12 protein-coding genes are annotated in these 19,465 nt (G+C 71.5%); 4 read left to right on the top strand and 8 right to left on the bottom strand.

Annotated elements, in window-relative coordinates; all coding sequences use genetic code 11:
- Nucleotides 1–124: 124 nt before the first annotated feature.
- The gene (locus ACWGI8_RS18995) at nucleotides 125–1,894 is read left to right on the top strand and encodes an NlpC/P60 family protein (RefSeq protein WP_453662290.1); all 1,770 of its coding nucleotides are present in this window, start codon (nucleotides 125–127) and stop codon (nucleotides 1,892–1,894) included.
- A gap of 59 nt (nucleotides 1,895–1,953) precedes the next feature.
- On the top strand, nucleotides 1,954–2,313 hold the full coding sequence (locus ACWGI8_RS19000) for a DUF397 domain-containing protein (RefSeq protein ID WP_453662292.1): 360 nt from the start codon (nucleotides 1,954–1,956) through the stop codon (nucleotides 2,311–2,313).
- On the opposite strand, the gene acnA is transcribed toward ACWGI8_RS19000, so the two are convergent.
- Nucleotides 2,276–4,990, bottom strand: coding sequence for an aconitate hydratase AcnA (acnA, locus tag ACWGI8_RS19005; RefSeq protein ID WP_453662294.1), 2,715 nt, complete (start codon nucleotides 4,988–4,990; stop codon nucleotides 2,276–2,278). The two genes, ACWGI8_RS19000 and acnA, sit on opposite strands and share 38 nt — an antisense overlap.
- Nucleotides 4,991–5,407: 417 nt before the next feature.
- On the opposite strand from acnA, the gene ACWGI8_RS19010 reads away from it, so the two are divergent.
- Entirely contained in the window at nucleotides 5,408–6,937 is a 1,530-nt protein-coding gene (locus ACWGI8_RS19010; RefSeq protein ID WP_453662296.1) for a helix-turn-helix domain-containing protein, read from the top strand.
- A 191-nt stretch (nucleotides 6,938–7,128) separates the two neighbouring features.
- Nucleotides 7,129–8,133, top strand: coding sequence for a hypothetical protein (locus tag ACWGI8_RS19015; protein ID WP_453662298.1), 1,005 nt, complete (start codon nucleotides 7,129–7,131; stop codon nucleotides 8,131–8,133).
- On the opposite strand, the gene ACWGI8_RS19020 is transcribed toward ACWGI8_RS19015, so the two are convergent.
- The 7 genes from ACWGI8_RS19020 to ACWGI8_RS19050 form a co-directional block, all read right to left on the bottom strand.
- On the bottom strand, nucleotides 8,124–10,709 hold the full coding sequence (locus tag ACWGI8_RS19020; protein WP_453662300.1) for an AAA family ATPase: 2,586 nt from the start codon (nucleotides 10,707–10,709) through the stop codon (nucleotides 8,124–8,126). The two genes, ACWGI8_RS19015 and ACWGI8_RS19020, sit on opposite strands and share 10 nt — an antisense overlap.
- Nucleotides 10,706–12,142: a hypothetical protein gene (locus tag ACWGI8_RS19025; RefSeq protein ID WP_453662302.1), complete on the bottom strand. Its 1,437-nt coding sequence runs from the start codon at nucleotides 12,140–12,142 to the stop codon at nucleotides 10,706–10,708. The genes ACWGI8_RS19020 and ACWGI8_RS19025 overlap by 4 nt, the downstream gene beginning before the upstream one ends.
- Nucleotides 12,139–12,813, bottom strand: a complete 675-nt coding sequence (locus tag ACWGI8_RS19030) for a 4Fe-4S single cluster domain-containing protein (RefSeq protein WP_453662304.1) — start codon at nucleotides 12,811–12,813, stop codon at nucleotides 12,139–12,141. Before ACWGI8_RS19030 ends, ACWGI8_RS19025 begins: the two co-directional genes overlap by 4 nt.
- On the bottom strand, nucleotides 12,813–14,402 hold the full coding sequence (locus ACWGI8_RS19035; protein ID WP_453662306.1) for a VWA domain-containing protein: 1,590 nt from the start codon (nucleotides 14,400–14,402) through the stop codon (nucleotides 12,813–12,815). The genes ACWGI8_RS19030 and ACWGI8_RS19035 overlap by 1 nt, the downstream gene beginning before the upstream one ends.
- On the bottom strand, nucleotides 14,399–15,838 hold the full coding sequence (locus tag ACWGI8_RS19040) for a sugar kinase (protein ID WP_453662307.1): 1,440 nt from the start codon (nucleotides 15,836–15,838) through the stop codon (nucleotides 14,399–14,401). Before ACWGI8_RS19040 ends, ACWGI8_RS19035 begins: the two co-directional genes overlap by 4 nt.
- Entirely contained in the window at nucleotides 15,835–18,333 is a 2,499-nt protein-coding gene (locus ACWGI8_RS19045) for a hypothetical protein (protein ID WP_453662309.1), read from the bottom strand. The genes ACWGI8_RS19040 and ACWGI8_RS19045 overlap by 4 nt, the downstream gene beginning before the upstream one ends.
- A partial coding sequence (locus tag ACWGI8_RS19050) for a hypothetical protein (RefSeq protein WP_453662310.1) occupies nucleotides 18,330–19,465 on the bottom strand: 1,136 nt, incomplete at its 5' end. The genes ACWGI8_RS19050 and ACWGI8_RS19045, both read right to left, overlap by 4 nt.

A 19,465-nucleotide genomic window follows, 5' to 3' on the forward strand; every position in this document is an offset into this window, starting at 1 on the left:
GCCGAGGAGGCTGCGGCCCCGCCGTACGTCCCTGTGCCACGGTCCGGCACGGGTCCGTGGGCCCGGACCACGTCGAACAGGGGGCGGTGATCGTGACCGGAGGGCCTGCCGGAAGATGACCGTCATGTCGAACACTTCGCGGCGCAGTCTGCTCGCCGCTTTCGCGGCTTCTGCCGCCTCCGTCCCCCTCAGCGGTCTGGCCGCCGCGCCCGCACGCGCCGCCGGGTCCGCCGCCGCCTCCGTACAGCCGCTCGCGGCCCCGGCGGGGCTCGGCTCGGCGCGGTCCTCGGTGACCCTGGTCCCGCTGGACGCGTCGTTCTTCTCCCAGGTGTCGCTGACCACCCCGCTCACCGCCACCGTGCTGCCGGGCACCCCGGCGCGTACCGAGATCACCTCCGGCGGCAAGCGGGTCGCGCTGCTGACCCACGGGGCCCGGACCGTCGTTCTGCCCGGCCCGGAGCGTACGTTCACCGAGAACAAGAAGCCCTTCGTGGACGACTTCCAGCGCCTCGCGCCCGACGTCGATCTGCAGGACGATCACCCCGACTTCTGGGGAACTTCGCCGGGCGGCGGCAGTTGGTCCACGTTCGGGCCCACCGAGACCAGGACGACGGACTACTCACTGGTGCCGGGCAGCGCCGTCATCAACGTCAGCACCGAGAACAAGAGCCGCTGGGCGACGGTGCGCGACGACGAGATCAGCGACGTGGACGTGCGGGCCACGGCCGCGTTCGACAAGGTGCCCACCGGTCAGGCCTGTTCGTACGCCCTTGTCTTCGGCTACGACGGTGTGTCCGACAACTACCGGGCCCGGCTGTCCTTTCTCACGACCGGCGCGGTCGAGCTGCGGGTCGAGAAGGAGGTCGCCAACACCGTCACCCAGTTGACCTCGGTGCTCACCCTCGCCACGGGCAATCCCGCGGGCACCGCGTGGACGATCCGGGTCCGTCGCGAGGGCGCGGGCATACAGGTCAAGGCCTGGCGTGCGAGCGCCGCCGAGCCGTCCGCGTGGGCCGTCGACATCAGCGATCCCACCATCGCCAAGGGCCGGGTGGGGCTGCGCGCGTTCGCCGGCACCGGCTGCACCAGCCTTCCGGTGAAACTGACCGTCAGCCGCTTCCAGGTGGACGCCGCCGACTGGGCGGTGCCCCCCAGCGTCACGCACGGCGACTGGGTGCGGGTGCTGCCCGAGCCGTTCGACGGGAACTGGACGCCGGAGCTGGAGCAGACCATCCGCGGCTGGGCCGGTTCGACGGCGCCGGACGTGCTCGCGTACGCGGCGATGTTCCTCGCCGGGGCGCCGGCCGTGACGAGCGGGGCCGGCCAGACCAAGGGCAAGAAGGTGCTGGGCCAGGCGGGCTACGGTTACCTGGACCCGCAGGGCTACCGCTACGAGGGCGCCGACTTCCACGAGTACATGAACCTCGGCTGGACTTTCCCCGACGGGACCTACGTCGGGCCGTCCAGCAAGCAGATCGGCAACCTCGACTGCTCGGGCTACACCCGCATGGTCTACGGCTACCACATGGGCGTGCCGATGGCCGCTGACGAGGACACTTCGGGGAACCGGATCCCGCGCAGGTCCCGGCACATGGTCGACTACGCGCCCGGTGTGCGTATCGACCGGACCGACGGGACGAACCCGCCCGCGGCGACTCTGCTGCAGCCCGGCGACCTCGTGCTGTTCAACGCCGACTCGGGCGACGACGCCCTGCCGATCGTCACGGTCGACCATGTCGGTATCTACCTGGGCGAGGACGCGGCCGGCAAGCGCCGCTTCCTGTCCAGCCGCAAGACCGGCAACGGACCGACCATGTCCGACCTGGGCGGTGCCTCGCTCCTGGACGGCACCGGCACCTACGCCAAGAAGCTGCACACCGTGCACCGCATCTGACGCCGCGGCCGGCTTCCCACGCCGCACGGCGGGGGCGGCCGGCCGCAGGACGAGGCGGCGTGGCCGGGTCGTCCGAAGGACGTAGCGGAAGGTGCCGGCGGATCGGCCTTGGCGTCGATCCGCCCGGCTCGTCCTACAGCGACGGTTCGGGCGGGAAATGCGCCGAGGTCGCCGAGAACGTCCCCGGCGCCACCCCCGTCCGCGACAGCAAGGCCCCTCGAGGGCCCCGCGCTCGTGTTCCGGGCCCCGGGCTGGGCGTCGTTCGTCACGGCGGTCCGGAACGGCGCTCTCCGACCTCGCGCTTGCGTACGGCGCTGGACACGGCGAAGGGCCGCACCCCCGGGCGACGGGAGTGCGGCCCTTCGTACGTGGCCGGACCGCTTACTTACGGATCAGGCTGCGCAGCACGTACTGCATGATGCCGCCGTTGCGGTAGTAGTCGGCCTCACCGGGGGTGTCGATACGGACGACCGCGTCGAACTCGACGCCCGTGTCGGTGGTGACCTTGACCGTGCGCGGGGTGGTGCCGTCGTTCAGCTCGGTGACACCGGTGAAGGAGAAGGTCTCCTCACCCGTCAGACCGAGGGACTGGGCCGAGGCGCCCTCCGGGAACTGCAGCGGGAGGACACCCATGCCGATGAGGTTCGAGCGGTGGATGCGCTCGTACGACTCGGCGATGACGGCCTTGACGCCGAGCAGCGCGGTGCCCTTGGCGGCCCAGTCGCGGGACGAGCCGGAGCCGTACTCCTTGCCGGCCAGGACGACCAGCGGGATGCCCTGCTCGATGTAGTTGCGCGAGGCGTCGTAGATGAACGACACCGGCGCGTCCGCCTGGGTGAAGTCGCGGGTGTAGCCGCCCTCGGTGCCCGGCGCGATCTGGTTGCGCAGGCGGATGTTGGCGAACGTACCGCGGATCATGACCTCGTGGTTGCCGCGGCGCGAGCCGTAGCTGTTGAAGTCGCGGCGCTCGACGCCGTGCTCCGTGAGGTACTGGCCGGCCGGGGTGTCGGCCTTGATGGCGCCGGCCGGGGAGATGTGGTCGGTGGTGACCGAGTCGCCGAGCTTGGCGAGCACGCGGGCACCGGCGATGTCGGTGACCGGGGTGGTGTCCATCGTCATGCCCTCGAAGTACGGGGGCTTGCGGACGTAGGTGGACTGCGGGTCCCACTCGAAGGTGTTGCCGGTCGGGATCGGCAGGGCCTGCCACTGGGCGTCGCCCGCGAAGACGTCCTGGTAGGACTTGTTGAACATGTCCTCGCCGATGGCGTTGGCGACGACGTCGTTGACCTCGGCCTCGGTCGGCCAGATGTCGGTCAGGTAGACCGGGTTGCCCTCGGTGTCGGTGCCGAGCGCGTCGCGGGTGATGTCGACCTTCATGGAGCCCGCGATGGCGTACGCGACGACCAGCGGCGGGGAGGCCAGGTAGTTCATCTTGACGTCGGGGTTGATGCGGCCCTCGAAGTTCCGGTTGCCGGAGAGGACCGAGGTGACCGCCAGGTCGTGCTCGTTGACGGCCTTGGAGACCTCCTCCGGCAGCGGGCCGGAGTTGCCGATGCAGGTGGTGCAGCCGTAGCCGACGAGGTTGAAGCCGACCTTGTCGAGGTACGGGGTCAGGCCCGCCTTGTCGAAGTAGTCCGTGACGACCTTCGAACCCGGGGCGAGCGTGGTCTTGACCCACGGCTTGCGGGTCAGGCCCTTCTCCACGGCCTTCTTCGCGACGAGCGCGGCGGCGACCATGACGTACGGGTTCGAGGTGTTGGTGCAGGAGGTGATCGCGGCGACGGTGACGGCGCCGTGGTCGATCTCGTACGTGGTGCCGTCGGGGGCCGTGACCAGGGTCGGGCGGGTCGGGATGCCGTTGTGCTCGGCCGGGGCGTCGGAGGCCGGGAAGGACTCCTTGCCCGCCTCGTCGTCGTCCTCGACGTAGTTGCGCACGTCCTGCGCGAACTGCTGGGCGGCGCCTGCGAGGACGATACGGTCCTGCGGGCGCTTCGGGCCGGCGATGGAGGGGACGACCGTGGCGAGGTCGAGCTCCAGCTTCTCGGAGAAGTCGGGCTCGGCGGACGGGTCCAGCCAGAGGCCCTGCTCCTTGGCGTACGCCTCGACCAGCGCGACCTGCTGCTCGTCGCGGCCCGTCAGGCGCAGGTACTTCAGGGTCTCGTCGTCGATCGGGAAGATCGCGGCGGTGGAGCCGAACTCCGGCGACATGTTGCCGATGGTGGCGCGGTTGGCGAGGGAGGTGGCGGCGACGCCCTCACCGTAGAACTCGACGAACTTGCCGACGACACCGTGCTTGCGCAGCATCTCGGTGATCGTGAGGACGAGGTCGGTGGCGGTGGTGCCCGGGGTGAGCTCGCCGGTCAGCTTGAAGCCGACGACGCGCGGGATGAGCATCGAGACCGGCTGGCCGAGCATGGCGGCCTCGGCCTCGATGCCGCCGACGCCCCAGCCCAGCACGCCGAGGCCGTTGACCATGGTGGTGTGCGAGTCGGTGCCGACGAGGGTGTCGGGGTAGGCCTGGCCGCCCCGGACCATGATCGTGCGGGCCAGGTGCTCGATGTTCACCTGGTGGACGATGCCGGTGCCGGGCGGGACGACCTTGAACTCGTCGAAGGCGGTCTGGCCCCAGCGCAGGAACTGGTAGCGCTCCTTGTTGCGGCCGTACTCCAGCTCCACGTTCTGCGCGAAGGAGTCGGGGGTGCCGAACTTGTCGGCGATGACGGAGTGGTCGATGACCAGCTCGGCGGGGGCGAGCGGGTTGATCTTCGCCGGGTCGCCGCCGAGCTCCTTGACGGCCTCACGCATGGTGGCGAGGTCCACGACACAGGGCACGCCGGTGAAGTCCTGCATGATCACGCGGGCCGGCGTGAACTGGATCTCCTGGCTCGGCTGCGCCTGCGAGTCCCAGCCGCCGAGCGCCCGGATGTGGTCGGCGGTGATGTTCGCGCCGTCCTCGGTGCGGAGCAGGTTCTCCAGCAGGACCTTGAGGCTGTAGGGGAGGCGGGCGGACCCCTCGACCTTGTCCAGCCTGAAGATCTCGTACGACTCGTCGCCCACGCGCAGCGTGCTGCGGGCGTCGAAGCTGTTCGCCGACACGACAGTCTCCTTCATCAATGTGCGCGTACTGACCGCATCCTGCCGCCTGCGTCCTCCCAGCCATCCGCTAAGGTAAGGCTCAGTTAGGCCACCCTTAGTAAGCAGCCCCGGCGGACGGCGGTGCGGTACGCCTCCGTGCAGATATCTCGATGTCGAGATAACTCTAGTACATGACCGCTGAACGGTCATGTCCGGACGCCCTGACGGCGGCCCGTGCGATGCCGCAGTCCGACCGCAAGCACCCTTTTCGTGACGGTACGACCGACCCCGCGGCAGCGCGGCGCACCCTCCGGAGCCACTCGATTGGGCCACACCTTTTGTCCGAGTTGGCCCGATGATGGACCATCACAGCAGGGCGTCACCCGGATGGTCCATCCCATTGGACGCCTCATCTCATATCTGAGATAGCCTGCCCCTATGGCAGACGACTACCTCGTACGCATCGGCAAGCTCATCCGTGACGCCCGTCAGCACCGGGGCTGGACACAGACACAGCTCGCCGAGGCACTCGGCACCAGCCAGAGCGCCGTCAATCGCATCGAGCGCGGCAACCAGAACATCAGCCTTGAGATGATTGCCCGGATCGGTGAGGCGCTCGACAGCGAGATCGTGTCGCTCGGCTACGCCGGGCCCATGCATCTGCGGGTCGTCGGCCGGCGCCGGCTCTCCGGGGCCATCGACGTCAAGACCAGCAAGAACGCCTGCGTCGCCTTGCTGTGCGGCGCACTGCTCAACAAGGGCCGCACCGTACTGCGCCGTGTCGCGCGGATCGAAGAGGTCTACCGGCTGCTGGAGGTCCTCAACTCCATCGGCGTTCGGACCCGCTGGATCAACGACGGCACCGACCTCGAGATCGTCCCGCCCGCCCGCCTCGACATGGACGCGATCGACGCGGAGGCCGCACGCAGGACCCGGTCGATCATCATGTTCCTCGGTCCGCTGCTGCACCGGATGGACCAGTTCCGCCTGCCGTACGCCGGCGGCTGCGACCTCGGTACCCGCACCATCGAGCCGCACATGATCGCGCTGCGCCGCTTCGGTCTCGACATCACCGCGACGGAGGGTCTGTACCACGCCGTCGTCGAGCGGTCGACCGCTCCGGACCGTCCCATCGTGCTGACCGAGCGCGGCGACACCGTGACCGAGAACGCGCTGCTCGCGGCCGCCCGCCACGACGGCGTCACCGTCATCCGCAACGCCTCCTCCAACTACATGGTCCAGGACCTGTGTTTCTTCCTGGAGACGCTGGGCGTACGCGTGGGGGGCATCGGCACGACCACACTGACCGTGCACGGCGTGGCCACCATCGACGTGGATGTCGACTACTCCCCCTCCGAGGACCCGGTCGAGGCGATGAGCCTGCTCGCCGCCGCCGTGGTCACCGAGTCCGAGCTGACCATCCGCCGGGTGCCGATCGAGTTCCTGGAGATCGAGCTCGCCGTCCTGGAGGAGATGGGCCTCGACCACGACCGCTCGGCGGAGTACACCGCGGACAACGGCCGTACGAGGCTGGTGGATCTGACCGTGCGCCCCTCCAAGCTGGAGGCGCCGATCGACAAGATCCACCCCATGCCCTTCCCGGGCCTCAACATCGACAACGTGCCGTTCTTCGCGGCGATCGCCGCCGCCGCCCAGGGCCAGACCCTCATCCACGACTGGGTCTACGACAACCGCGCGATCTACCTCACCGACCTCAACCGCCTCGGCGGCCGCCTCCAGCTGCTCGACCCGCACCGCGTCCTCGTCGAGGGCCCGACCCGCTGGCGCGCCGCCGAGATGATGTGCCCGCCGGCACTGCGCCCCGCCGTGGTCGTCCTGCTGGCGATGATGGCGGCCGAGGGTACGTCGGTGCTGCGCAATGTGTACGTCATCAACCGCGGCTACGAGGAACTGGCGGAGCGGCTGAACTCGGTGGGGGCGCAGATCGAGATCTTCCGCGACATCTGACGGAAAGCCGTCACACCCTTTCTGACCTGCGGAGAAGGGGCCCGAAAGGGTGTGACGGCACCTGTGGGACTGCGCTCGGAGGTTGCGTCCGAACTGAGCTGCCCCGGGGCCCGGATCACGGCGATACGCTGGCGACCAGGACGGCCCGGGGCGCCGAGCGGCCCCGTCGAGGGTTCCACGTGGGGGGCATCGTGCGGGACAGCAGGCAGAAGATCGCAGACACGCTGGCGGACTCCGGGCGCAGCGACCGGGAGACGGCCCTCCAGGTGCTGGGATGCGCCGTCCGGTGGGCCGCCGACACCCTCGGCCGGCCGGACCGTGCCTCCGACGGCGGCACCCCGGACGATGCCGCCGATGCCGACGGGGCCGACGCCCTGACCGCGCTGTACGCGCTGGACGACGCGCTGGCGGACGCCCGTGACCTCGCCGAGGCGCTGCCCGGGCTGCTGGAGGCGGCCCGGCCTGGGGAGAGGGTGGCGCGGGGCACCCGGGACCTGATGGGCGAACTCACCGCGGCGGCCGAGCGGGTGGCGTCGGAACGCGCGGCTCTGGAGAAGCTCGCGGAGAGGGAGAAGGAGCTGCGCCGCCGCCTGGCGGAACACGAGAAGCTGCGGCAGGAGGTCGACGAGCTGCGGCGGCTGGAACGGCTGGTGGAGGAGCTGGACGAGCTGCGGGCGCAGCAGGAGGTCGTCGACGCACGGCTGCGGGATCTGCGCGGCCGGGACCTCGGGGGGGCCGACCGGGAGCTGGGCACCGGGGCCGACGCCCTGCTGCGGCTCACCGAGCAGCAGCTCGCCGTGCTGGCGCCGCGGACCCGGCAGACCCTGGAGCGGGCCGCAGCGGCGCAGGAAGCGCTGGCGTCCACGGAGCTCGAGCTGAGCGAGGGCTCCCGCGAACTCGCCGCCTGTCAGGACCGGCTGCAGCACATCCAGGCGGAGCAGGGCAAGGTGTTCGCGTCCCTGACGCGCTATGCCCAGGCCGACCGGGAGCTGGCGCAGGCACTGCGCGAGGCCTCCGGTGCGGACACCCGCGGCGTCGTGCCGGGGCAGGGCCTCACCCTGGAGGATGTGGAGGCCCTCACCCGGACCGTCGAGCAGCGGCTCATCGACGCGGACCGGACCCTGAGCCGCGTCCTGACGGACCGCCAAGGGCTGCAGGAGGACGGCGGGACGAAGATCACCGGCGCTCAGCCCTGACCGGCGGGCGGATCCGGCACGTCCTCGGGCAGATACTCCGAACCCCTGTCACCCTGATTCCACCGCGCCGCCTTGCGGCCCTCCATGAGATCCAGCAGTCTGCGCACCTCCCGGGCATTGCCGAACGAGGCCCGACGGGCCTGCCTGGTCGCCTCGAGCCACAGCCTGGCGCGTTTCGCGGTCCCGGGGCCGAGGGTGTAGCCGCCCTCGGCAGCCATCCGACGGAGGATCTCCACCAGGTCGTCCAGGATGTAGCCGGGGAAGGGCACCTCGGTGGTGAACCGTGACCGCAGCCCCGGGTTGAAGTCGAGAAACCGCTCCATGTCCTCGGGATATCCGGCCGCGATCACGACCAGTCGGCCGCGCCGGTGCTCCATCTCCCGCAGCAGGGTGTCCACGGCCTCCGCGCCGAAACCACCCTGTCCCCCTGTGTCCCGGACCAGGCTGTAGGCCTCGTCGATGAACAGCACACCCTCCAGTGCCCGCTCGACCGCCTCGCGGACCCTGGGCGCAGTCTGCCCCACGTACTCGGCCACCAGGTCGGTGCGGGTCACCTCCACGACATGCCCCTTGCGCAGGAGCCCCAGTCCGCGGAACAGATCGCCGAGCAGCCGGGCCACCGTGGTCTTGCCGGTGCCCGGAGGGCCGGTGAACAGCAGGTGGGGCGGGGCGAATGCCTCGGTGCCACGGTCCTGACGCATTTTCAGCCGGTTCGCGAGTCCTTCCAGTTCCCCGCGAACCGGCCCGAGGCCGATGTACCGGTCGAGTCCGGCCAGCAGTTCGGCGAGCTCGGGCACCGGGCGCGGCAGGTGGTCCCGGTACTCCTCCGGGATGTCGTCGACGATGACGGGCTGTTCCACGTCCCGTCCGACGCGCACGGCCCACGGGATACGGAGCGCATCGGCGAGGGTGCGCATGTCCCGGGCGTTGCCGAAGCCCTCGTCCCGGGAGCCGTGCATGCCCTCCACGATCTGCCGCAGTGCCTGTGCCGCCTCGTCTCCGGGACGCAGGCCGTGCTTCTCCAGGCGGCCCAGCAGGATTGCGTGCAGGGTGCCGGGGTCGTAGTCGGGGAATGCGACGGTATGGGGGAACCGGCTCTTGAGGCCGGGGTTGGAGTCGAGGAACTCCTTCATCTTGTCCGGGTATCCGGCCACGACGACCACCAAGCGGCCGCGGTCGTCCTCCATGCGCTTGAGCAGCGTCTGGATGGCCTCGTCGCCGAAGCCGTCGCTCTGGTCGCTGAGCGCGTACGCCTCGTCGATGAAGAGCACACCCTCCAGAGCCCGGTCCACCAGCGCGTTTGTCTGGATGGCGGTCTGCCCTATGTAACCGGCAACCAGGTCGCTGACCTGCGCCTCCACGCAGTGGCCACGGCTCAGCACTCCCAGATCCCGGTACATTTCGCCGACCAGCCGGGCCACCGTCGTCTTTCCGGTCCCGGGGTTGCCGGTGAACACCAGGTGCCGGGCGGGCGGTTCATCGATGACGGTCAGCCCACGGGCGCGCTGTTCCTCGACCGCCTCCGCCTCCTTCCGAATGGCTTCGAAACGTCCTGCCAACTCCTCCGTGCCGGGCATCGCGGCAAGTCGCTCCCAGGGCGTCCGTTCGTCGGCCACGGATCCTCCCACCCACCGCCGAACCGAGCGGCGGCTCAACGGCTCTTCTTCTTCCAGCAGTTGTTCAAGACGCGCCCGCCAGACGCGGGCCGTCTCGGGCTGGCCGGCCATCGCCCGGACCACCCGGTCCAGGTCCTGCCACTCGACCCGCAGTCCCTTCCGCAGCCGTACCGAGTGCACCAGCCGTTCCAGTTCCGCCGCCTGAGGAAGTTCGACCCGGAAGGTGCCGCCGCGGGCGGGCTCGTCCCGCCGTTCGTTCACAAAGGCCGCCAGTTGCGGATACTGTCCGAGCCCCGCCAGGAACTCGGCCGCTGCGCCCAAGGAGGGCCTGCGGAACACGAGGAGCCACTGGTTTCCCTCCACGGTGTCGGACGCCCACTCGGCCATGGCTCCGGCCAGCTGCCGAGCGGCCCGGTTGTGGACCAGCCACTCGTCCGCATGCGGGAACACCACGACCGTACGGTGTTCCGCGTCGCGGAGGTGAGCCGCGAGGGTCATCACGCCGAACGGATCGGCGATCCCGGAGGTGGATGCCGCACCGTCTCTTCGGGCCGGGACCGGTGCAGGTTCCGCCCCGGACCGGGGTGCCGCGCCCAGCAACTGCTTCCCGCCGAGGGGCCCTTGCAGACTTGCGTGCCGCATGGTGCGCGGCCGTCGGCCGGCCGTCTCCGCAGTACGGTCGGCCGGCCGACGGGACAGATCCCGCGACGCCCTGTCCCGGAAATAGACCGGGTTGTGCAGGGTGCTGAAGACGATCCGCTCGAACCCGGCGGCTCGCAGCATGCGCCAGAGCGCCTGCTCCATGAAACACACCCGGGCGGTGCTGTCGACGAAGACGTCGCCCACACCGGGCCCGTGAAGGACGGTGAAGGGTTCGCCGGTGCGGACGGCCGCCGGATCCAACCGCTCCGTCCCCGGCGGACGGGGAGGAGGGCTTTCCTTCGTCAGGGTCCTGTTCATGTGCCGGGGGCTTCCCCGTCCGTCCGGTGCCGTGGCCGCTCCCCGGGAGGGAGGGACGACGGGCCCGGAAAGCCCGGTTGCCCCCCGGAACGGAGATTCGGACGGCCCGGGGGGTGGGGCTCCGCGACGGGCGCCGACGCGACCAGCCCGACGGGGACGCCCTGCTCCTTCAGCGCCTGGTACACCGCGTCGGCGCGGTCCCGAAGCTCGGCCTCGGAGGTGGTGTCGTGGTCGTGGGAGACCACGCGGATCACGCACTGGTCCGAGTCCTTGTCGGCCTGCTCGATCTCGACCGTGATCTCGTTGCCGCTGGCCTCGTTGCGGAGCCGGGCCCGGAACGCCCCCCGCGGATCACCGTCGACGTAACCGGACTCCTTCTCCGCAAGATCGTAGAAGGCGATCTCGGCGAGTGTCTCGGCCACGACGTCGGCCAGGTTCACCCTCATCTGCGAGGTGAGCTGGCGCATCCCGGCCCTCTCTACGGCCTCGCCCAGGCTGCGCTCGAGCCGGGGCGCCTCCTCGTCGCGCAGGCCGCGCAGGTCCTCCGCACCCGTCTGCGGGTCACGGGCCCGGACAAGCGCCTGAGCGGTGTCCTGCCGTACCCGGTCGTACTCGCCCTCGGACCAGTGCGCGACATCGAGCAGGTAACCGGCGATGACCTCGGCATCCGGTCCGACGACCGGACGCTGCCGGTTCTCCTCGGCCAGGGCCTCCAGCTGCACCAATGCCTCGACCGCCTCCTTCTGGGCCAGGCAGCGCTCGAACTCCCGCTGCTCGATGTCCACCCGCAGATCGCTCAGCTCGTGGAAGGTCTCCTGCGCCACGGCCAGAGCAGCGTCGAAGCGGCCGTCCGCGGCGGTCGCCTCGGCCGTGGCGATCCGGCGGCGCAGCCTGTCCAGCCGGCCGGGCGCATACCGGTCGTGGGGCAACTCCCCGTCGACCAGGCCGGCCATGGTGCGAGCGTCCCCCAGCCAGGTACGCACGGTGGCCTCGGCCCGCGCCCGGTCATCCTTGAGCGCGGCGATCTCCTGCGTGATCCGGGCCATATCGGCGCGACGCTCGGCCCGCTCGGCGGCGATGGCGCGCTCGGTCTCTCTGCGCTGCTCTTCGAGCCGTTGCCGGGTGTCCTGCTCGATCCGGCCGGCCGTCTCCCTCAGGTCCTGGCGCAGGCGGTCGGCCTGCTCCCGAAGCTTTCGAGTGGTGTCGGCCTCGAGGTCGCGGGTCCGGTCGCTCAGCTTGTCGACCGCCTCCTGCTGGCGGCGCTGCCGTTCCGCCACGGAGGAGAAGGCCCGGTCGATGTCGGCCTGGGTCCGTGCCCGCACATCGGCGACCAGCCGTGGGATGTCCCGCTTGACCTCCCGCAGCTGCCGCGCCCTCTGTTGCAGGCGGTACCAGTCCGACTGGTCGACCTGAATGCGTTTCGTGCAGCTCATGGCTGCCCTTCCTCTCCTGGACTCGGGCTGCTGGTGTCCGCTCCCCGCATACGGGCGCGAACCGTGTCGACCGCTGTCTCGAACACAGCGGGGAATCCTCTCGGCGCCACCCCGATGAGCAGCGTCTCCGGGCCGTTGACGGCGATCTCGGCGTCGCGGGTCCGGTGCGCGAAGTCGTATCCGCTGTCCGCCAGCCGCCGGGTGAGATGGTGGATCCGCTGGTTGGTGCTGCCGCGCAGGCCGCGCCCGTCGTTCAGCCCGGCCACATACTGTCCGTCGATCAGCACATCGACGACGGCGAGCAGGTCGGGTACGCCCTCCGACGGACTCCGGGCCAGCAGCCGTTCCAGTCGGTGGCCGGTAAAGCAGATCACGGAGACGTTCCGGATCTCCCGCGCCTGCCGCACCAGTGCGGCCAGCCCGGCCGCCTGCTGCATCGGCTCGCCTCCCGACAGGGTCAAGCCGGTGACCCGAGGGTCGGCGAGCAGCTCGGCCGCCAACTCCCCGGGGCCGGCCTGCCGCGCGGGTCGGTCGGTAATCCACTCCGGGGCGATGCACCCGGCGCAGTGGAACGGACACCCCTGCACCCACACCGCCGACCGGACGCCGGGCCCGAGCACCCGGGTGCCGACATGTGTGGCCGCCACATTGAGCAGCGGCTGAGCGGTCATCAGGACCGACCGCTACCCGGCGCGACGGCCCCGGAGCCGGGGCCGGGGCCGGCGGCCGACTCGTGCGGGAGATGGGTGAACGACAGGCCGCCGACCACGACCTTGGCCCCCGGCCCGCAGGTCACCTGGTTCGGCCGTCCGGAAGTGCCGTCCGGCGTGTAGCGGATCAGCAGATCGACCCGGGGCCCGTCGGCCGTCCCGCGACGCCGGCCGTGCACCGTGCCCCGCCCGCCCCCGCGGGGACTGAACCGCACCCGCCGCCCGGACAGCACGATCCGCTCCGGGATCCCCTCAGCGAACACGGGAACGGCCGTCAGCACCCCGCCCAGCCGAGGCCGGTTGACGCTCCGCCACCACAGCCAGCCGAGTGCCAAGGCCGCCGCCAGCGCCGAGAACACGGCCGGCAGGAAGTACACCGAGCCGGCCTCGGCCCGCACCGCCAGGGGATCGCCGGTGACCCCGACCTCGTCCGGAACCCTCAGGTCCACGTCGGGGGCGAGCGCCCGCTGCCACGGGGAGGACACCTGGCCGGACACCCGCAGCGCGGCCCCGCCGTCCTCGGTCCGGCGGTAGGGCGGTCCGCCCGCCGGAAGGCCCCCGTCCAGCCGGACGGTGTACTTCCGGGACTCACCGGGTGCCAGGGTCAGTTGCTCCGGCACGCCGGTGACGGCGAGCGGAACGCTGTCCGCCGAGATCCGGACCTTGCTCACCGTCAGCGGCACGTGCCGGGTGGCCGACCGGAAGGTGACGGAGGCGGTGGCGGAACCGTCGGTGAGGTCACGGACGGCGGTGTCCGTCCAGGACGCCGTGACGCCCTTCCTCTTGTCCTCGGCGAGCAACTGGGCCGCCGACCGGGCGCGGGTGCTGTCCCCGGCCCGCTGCAGATAGTCGCTGAGGTCCTCGATGCTCCCCGGGCGCAGCACGAGCGTGTTCCCGATGACGTCCCCGAGCAGGTCCGCACCAGTCGCGCCGGTGCCCAGCGGCAGTGCGTATCCGGCGAGTTCGGTGCGCTTGCCGAGGGCCTGCGCGCGCCCCCGCAGGGCGTCCCAAGGGGCGCCGGACGGCTTGGGGTAGCGGGTCTTCCGCGGTGGCTCGTGTTTGCCGTCGGTCAGCATCACCACGGAAGCGATGCCCACGGCGTCCGTGCGTTCGAGTTCGCGCAGGCCCCGGTCCAGGGCGGCTCCGATGTCGGTCCCGCCGGCCGGGTTGGGCGCCGGGGGCAGCCGGGAGACGATCTTCGCCGCGTCACCGGCCGGTCCGATGTAGCGCGCCTCGGGGCGGTCGTCGAAGGTGATGAGGGCGACATGGTCGACGGGAGACAGCCCGTCCAGAAAGGTGCGCAGCGTGGAGCGCACGGTGGCGTAGCGGCCTTTGGCGGTCATCGAACCGGAGGTGTCCACCAGGACGACATAGTCGACGGGCTGCTCGGCCACGCCGAGTCGCTGGTAGATCTCGTCCCGGGTCGGCGCCTCGGCGGCGGTCGCCGGAACGGCGGCCGCGGGCAGGACGGCCAGCAGGGCGGCGGCGGTCACGGCGGCCCCGCGCCGCAGCGCCGTCGCTGCGCGCGGTGACCAGGCAGATCGCTTCACGTACGGGCTCCCTGAGTGTCGGGCTGGGGGTCGGATCGAGCGTCCGGCCGGGGATCGGATCGAGCGTCGGGCCGGGGATCGGCCGGCAGGACGCCCAGCGGGAACTCTTCAGGCGGGGGTTGCGCGGACAGGTGGTCCTCGGCCGGGTACGCGCCGGGCCGGCCACGGCCGAGCGGTTGCAGGACGAGGCGGGCCGTCCCGTCGGCGGCGACGCGCATGCCGACGTGGAAGCACGCGCCGTCGCCGGACGGAGGGACCGTCACCACGCCCGCCGGGGCGACGACGCCTGTCCCCGCCGCGCGGACCAGGATCCTGACCTGGCGTCCGCCGGTCCCGTCGGCCGGTCCGGTCCGGACCCGCACCCGTTCCCCGCCGGCCTCGGCGAACACGGTGGCTCCACCCGGCTCCAGCGTCCCGGGCGGGCTGATCAGCAGTTCCCCGTCCCGGGGTCTGCCGACCACGGTTTGCAGGACGCGCACGGCCACGGCATGCGGATAGCGGTCGGCCGGATCGACGTGACCGCCGGCGACCAGAGCGGCACCGAACACCGCGGCCAGCGCGGGGTCCGTCCCGCCGGGCAGCGGGACCGGCCGGCCCAGACGGCCGGTCAGGTGCCGCAGCAGCGACCCGGACCGGGCCGCACCGCCCACCGCGATCACCGGTGTGCCGGACGGGTCGGGGCCGGCGGCCCGGACTCCCGGCAGGCCGTCCAGGGCCTGGTCGAGGCCGCCCCTGAGCCGGTCCAGCGCCCGGTGCACCACGCCCGCGGTGATCTCCCGGCCGGCCACCTCGTGGACCACCGTGTCCGCGAACCGGGCGGCCCGGTCGGGTCGCTCCGCCATCCGGTCGAGAGCGACCTCGAGTCGCCGGGCGTTCACTTCCCTGGCCCGGCCGAGCTCCCGCAGCACCTCGGGGTCGTCGGCCGGCAGCCCCGCCCCGGCCAGCACCGCCGCGTCGAACGCGGCACCGTAGCCGTCGTCGGCGGGCGCGTACCGGGCGACCCGGGCCACGGCCACGGACCCGCCGACGACGGCGCACTCCGCGACCTCGGCCGCCGAGGCGCCCACGTCGCACACCAGCAGGCGGGACGCGATCCGGGTGCCCTCGTGCCGCAGCAGGGCCAGCACCGCATGCGGGGTGCCCAGCAGCCGGGGCCTCGGCGTCCGGCCGTCCCCGGGCGGCACTGCCCGCTCCTCCGGCGGGACGACCAGCACCAGCTGACCGGGCGTACCGCAGTGCTCGCGGTACGCGGTGTACGCCACGCTCAGCGCGGCACCGCGGTCACCGCGGACACCGGCGGGGGTGGGCAGCCCCTCTCCAGGCACCGTCCCGGGCAGCTCCACCAGCTCCGGCGTCCCGTCCGCACGGGTCCGCGCGACCCGGAGGAACCGCGTGCCGGCGTCGACTGCGATGGCGGGGGCGGCGGGAGTCGTCATCGGGATCCCCCGGGCAGCAGCCGGCCCATCTTCCTGAGGACACCCCGGCGCTCCGTCCCGGTTCCGGGCGCCGGTTGTGACGGGTCCTGCCGGCGCTGCAGTTCCGTCAGGATCCAGTCGTGCCGGGCCTTCTGGTCCTCGCTGTACTTCATCAGCAGGTCACGCAGTTCTCCGTCCCTGTCCCCGCGTGCGACGGCCGCGTAAAGTTCCAGCCCCTGCCGGCCTGCCGCCAGTCCGTCCATGTAGAGGGTGACCTGCTCCAGGGCGTGCGGTCCCTCTCTGAGCGTCCACGTGGTGATCGCGTCCAGCAGCTGTGCGGGAGGACGTCCCTGTCCATGGGCTTCCAGAATGATCCGGGCCAGCTCCCCGTACGACGCCCGGTCCTGCGCTGCCTTCCGGAAGGCATGGACCGGCCGCAGCCATCCCAGGTCGTACCGCTTCGCCAGCTCCGCCATGAGGTACTCGGGAACCTGGAGATCGTTGAGGGGTCTCCCCCGTCCGGTGAGCCGCCCGTGCAGTTCGTCGCACAGTTGGGGCAGGAAGCTGTGCGGCAGTTCGCGGCTCAGCTCCTCGATCACCCACCACGTTCTCCGGGACGGCTCCCCGCCCAGCAGTGCCCCGACCGCCAGCCGCCTGAGTTCGCCGTCGGACTGGATCCGGCGGAACAGAACGGACGCGTAGTCCGCCGGCTCCCCTTCCCCGGTGAGCCGCTCCAGCCGGGGCATTCCCGGCGTGGCTCCGCCCCGGACAGCTGCGCAGAAGAGGTCGGCGTCGGCTGCCACGCCCCCGTTCGTCCGCGGCTCCTCGACAGGAACCAGCCGCTCCACGGCTTCCCTCAGTCCTCGCTCCGTCCGCGCGACCCTCCAGAGCCGCGGCCACATCAGACCGAGCACCTCCGGCCGCCTCTCCGTCCGGGCGATCTCCAGGGTGGTCCGCCAGCCTCCCTCGACGGCTTCGGCGAAGTCAGCGGCATCCGTGGAGGTGGCCGGGACCTGGGAATCGCCGAGCAGCACGGCCGCGAAGCGCAGCCAGCCGGGGATGACGTCGGCGACGGTGTCGTCCCGCGTCCTGTGCACCAGGCGGTGGAGCGCTGCCAGGCGGCGGTCCTGGTGCTTCAGCAGGTACCCGAGCCATGTCCTGCCGATGACGGGCTCGGATACGAGGAGGCGGTCGGCCCTGTCCGTGCTGCGGCCCCACTCGTTCTCGGCCATGTAGATGAGCGTCCCGGTCCATTCGTGCGTCGGTTCCGGGGCCTCGGCCAGAGTGTTGAACAGTTCGTCGAAGCTGCCGGGACGGTACGCCTCGACGGCGTTGTGGACGACGCCCAGGTACCGCTCGGCCCGTTCGAAGGACGTGGCCGGAGTTCCGGCAGCCAGCACCTCCCGGACGAGGAGGGACCGGGCGCGCTCGGTCCAGTGCTCCGCCAGCAGGCTCCCTGCGACCACGTTGCCCTCGTGCGCGCTTCGGACCAGGAAGAAGGTCAGCGCGCCCAGCCGGTGTTCGTTCAGGGATGCGGCCGGATACCGTTCGAGGAGCCGTCCGACGTCCTTGACGTCCCCGCCGCCCGACCGGATCTCCTCGACCACCGTGTCCATCAGGTCGGCCTCGCGCAGGACCCGGAGCGCCGCCCCGGGACGTGGGGCCGTGACCGGTTCCGCAGCTGTCAGCAGATGCTCCACGATCACGGTGGTGTCGCCGGTCTTCGCCCGCAGCCTGCGAAGCCCCTGCAGGTAGGCCCGGGCAGCGTCCTCCCGCGGCTCCTCCGGCGGGCTGCCGCCGAGCACCGCCGTGATCTGCCCCGTCCGTGCCGCGGACGCGAAGAACAGCCTCAGGTCGTGCTGCGACTGGCCGGTCCAGGTCGCGGCGCTGAGCCAGGCCCGGCATTCGTACGGCAGGAGGGAACAGACCGCGTCGAGCACGCGGACGCGGTCGGAGACGTCCGGCAGTCGCTTGCCCGGTCTCGGCGTGATCGCCACCTGCCGGTTGCCGAGCAGCAGCGCCGCCACTCCGGCCGTCCATTCGAAGCCCAGCTGATCGACCATCAGGGCCAGTTCGCTGGCAGGCGTTTGCGGCACGGCAACAGTCATCGGGACCGCATCGCCGGGAAGAGCCGGCGGGTCCGACAGCAGCGCGCGGTCGATCCCGGACCAGGTCAGGGCGGCCCGGGCGGCCTCCGCCCACTCCAGCAGGATCAGCCGCCAGGTGTAACTGGGGGCGCCGGTGCCGTCGGTGGCGCCGTCCCATGTGGTCTCCACGGAGGCGCAGACGGGTTCCGGGTGCGTGTCGGTGCTGCCGAGGAACACCCGCCACGGCAGTTCGCCCCCGGGTTCACGGCCGCCGGGTGCGCCGGTGGCAGAGGCCTTCCAGAGGTAGGTGCTCGCCCGGTCGTCCGGAAGGCTGCTCCGCAGCACCTCGTAGCCCATGGTCTGCCCCGGATGCTTGCCCAGCACCGCCCAGTGCGCGGTCAGTCGTTCCTCTCCGAGGCTCTCGTTCACCGCCGCTTCCCCCCGCGCCACCCGCCCCGGCTGCGGTCCCGGTGGATCCGGCTCTCCAGGTCGGTCAGCGGCTCCAGGACGTTGATCGGCACTGGGGAGGTACGGATGTGCAGCGTCCGGTCCACCGTGACCGGCTGGACGTAGTCCCCGTAGTCGAAGACGTGCTGCGGGTTCAGCCGGAAGCCGATGGCGGAGGTCGCGTAGTAGGAGACGCGCCGGGGGTCGAAGTGGGAGTAGAGGGCGTCGCGCACCAGCCGGGCGTTGGATCCGCGGAAGTCGTCGCACATCCACTGGAAGTACTTCTCGCTCTGTTCCTGGGGCACGACCGGAAGCTGTGAGCCCACCGTGTCCTGGGTGACCCAGCCCGCTTCCACTGCGGGCTGGAAGACGTCCGGGTGGTCGAACTTGGCGATGCAGACGGACAGATGGTGCGGAAGCTTGCCGTCGACGAGCCCGTCGCGGTCCCGGACCCGTGCGGTCAGCTGGGTCAGGGTCGCCTGGAGATAGGTGAAGCTCTCGGTGGCCTCCTCGGCGTCACCGACCGGGTCGAAGAGATAGATCAGCCCATGGGACCGTGCGAGCTGACCGACGAGCTGGGCCTGCTGGGGGTGATCGTGCCGGAACACCTCTCCGGCCGCGTCCTGGATCTCGAGTACGAAGTTGGGCCGGCGGGTCCGGAATCCCAGCTTTCCCTTCTCCTCGGGCCCGTGCAGGGACCAGGCCATGTTCTGGACGCCCATGGTGGCCTGGGGGAAGGTCCGCTGCCGGGTCAGCAGGTCCATGCCCTGGGTCAGGAAGGCGTTGGCCTCCTGCGTCATGCCGCTGATGTTCCAGCTGCCCTCGTTGTGCCGCTGGTACTGCATCGCGGCGATCGGCAGGGCGGCGAGATAGGTCGTCTTGCCCGAGCGGGGCGCGCCCCACAGCCCGATCCTGATGCGGTCCGCGGCCGTCCCGTCCCCCTGCCTGGCGGACGGAATCCGCTCGGGTTCCGAGACCGGCACAGCATCGGGTACGGGCACAGGCTCCGGGGCACGGCCTTCTCCCGCCACGGCCTGCCCCGGCGGCCTGCCCGGCGCGAGACCGCCCTCGGGCGGCGCGGTCGCGGGGGCCCCGGGCGGGGGCTCGGCGGCGC

It is taken from the genome of Streptomyces sp. NPDC054841 (assembly GCF_053611045.1).